The 1,785-nt window shown below is 76.4% G+C and carries 2 protein-coding genes; one reads left to right on the top strand and one right to left on the bottom strand.

Features of this window, described 5'->3' with window-relative positions:
- Nucleotides 1-31: 31 nt before the first annotated feature.
- On the bottom strand, nucleotides 32-1,030 hold the full coding sequence (locus ACWGB8_RS38490) for an ABC transporter permease (protein WP_452218302.1): 999 nt from the start codon (nucleotides 1,028-1,030) through the stop codon (nucleotides 32-34).
- A gap of 103 nt (nucleotides 1,031-1,133) precedes the next feature.
- Here ACWGB8_RS38490 and ACWGB8_RS38485 point away from each other — a divergent pair, with 103 nt between their 5' ends.
- On the top strand, nucleotides 1,134-1,751 hold the full coding sequence (locus ACWGB8_RS38485) for a TetR/AcrR family transcriptional regulator (protein ID WP_452218301.1): 618 nt from the start codon (nucleotides 1,134-1,136) through the stop codon (nucleotides 1,749-1,751).
- The last annotated feature ends 34 nt before the right edge of the window (nucleotides 1,752-1,785 follow it).

The raw sequence follows: 1,785 nt of genomic DNA, 5'->3' as shown, positions 1-1,785 counted from the left end.
GCCGGGCGGCCTCCGCGGTGCTCGGGAGCCCCTACACGCCCACCGGCTCCGGGGCCGGTGCCGCGGCGGGCCTGCGTGCGGGGCGGGCGAGGAGGACGGCGGCGATCCCGAGGACGGCCCAGAGGGCGAGGACGACGGCCGGTGCGGTGCCGCCGGCGCCGTCGAAGTAGGCGACCGAGCGCAGGAGTTGGCCCGCGGCCCCGGGCGGGAGCTGGGCACCGAGTGCGGCGGCGGCGCCGGGGAGCAGCTCGGGGGCCGAGGCTACGCCCGAGAACGGGTTGCCGATCAGCACCATGAGCAGCGCGGTGAGGCCGAGGCCCGGGGCGCCGATCAGGGCGGCGGCCCCGGCGGCGGTGGCGCCGACGGCCAGGACGGTCAGCGCGAGGACCCCGGCCTCCAGGAACCAGTTGCCGGTGAGCGCGCCGAGCCAGCTGTGGGTGATGAGTGCGGCGACCGCCCCGGCACCGAGGGCCGCGACGGTCAGCGCGGCGAGGGCCGGGCCGCGGCGCAGCCGGAGCACGGTGACCAGCACCCCGGCGGCGAGTCCGGCGAGGACCAGCGGCAGCAGTCCGGCGCCGAGGACGGCTCCGCGCGGATCGGCGGCCGGGGCCGGTACGACGTCGGTGGTCCGTACGGCGGCGGGGGCGGCCCCGCCGGCGGCCTGCTGCGCGGCGCCCTGCAGCAGCTGGGCGACCACGGGGCTCGCGGCGGAGGCGGTGAGCAGTTCCGGCCCCTGCGGGGTCACGACCAGGGCGCCGTAGATCTCGCGGTCCTCGATCGCGGCCCGGGCGGCCTGCCCGTCCGGGTACTGGTGCAGGCTGAACGCGCCTTCGTGCGAGGAGAGTTGCGCGGAGACGGCGGCGGTGGCGGCGGCCGGTCCTGCGACGCCGATCGGCAGCTCGCGCGGGGCGAGCCGGGCCGCGGGCCAGGCGAAGGCCCAGAGGGCGAGGGCGACGAGCAGGGGCACCGCGAGGCCGATCGCGGCGATCCTGCGCGGGACGGGCAGCTGGGCCGGGCTGTGGGCTGACATGGCGGGCGCCCCCAAAAGAGAAGGATCGTTCGTTTTTCCTTCTTCACTCTCGGAGCGCCCGGGGTGTTTGTCAAGAAGGAATGTTCGTTCTACGGTGGGTCGCATGGCCCGCGTATCCCAGGAACACCTCGACGCCCGCCGCCGCCAGATCCTCGACGGCGCCGCCCGCTGCTTCGCCCGCAACGGCTTCCACGCCACCTCGATGCAGGACGTGCTGCGCGAGAGCGGGCTCTCCGCGGGCGCCGTCTACCGGTACTTCGCCGGCAAGGACGAGATCATCGTGGCCATCGCCGGCGAGGTCTTCGGGGTCGTTCGGACGGCTTTCGCGCAGGCCGCCGCCACCACCCCGCCGCCCACCCCGGACGTGCTGCTCGCCGCCGTCCTCGACCGGGTCCTGCACGATGCGCCGGTCGGCGACGGCGACCGGGTCTTCCCCCAACTCGTGCTCCAGGTCTGGGCGGAGACCCTGCGCAACGAGGCGCTCGCGGCCACCCTCGGGCAGGGCTGGGCCGCGATGCGCGAGCTCTGGGCCGGACTCGTGGCCGACTACCGGGCGGCCGGCTGGATGGATGCGGACGTCGACGCGGACCACGTGGCCCGCACCATGATCGCCACCGCGCAGGGCTTCATCGCCCAGCAGGCGCTCTTCGGCGACGTTCGGCCCGAGGCCGTCCGGGGCGGGCTGCGCGCGGTGATGGACATGTCGGCGGGCCGGCACTGAAACGGCGCGGCCCCCGTCCGGTGGGGTACCGGAC

It is taken from the genome of Kitasatospora sp. NPDC054939 (genome assembly GCF_053610105.1).
Note: the sequence above shows the minus strand (reverse complement) of the source record. Positions and strands in the feature narration are given on the sequence as shown.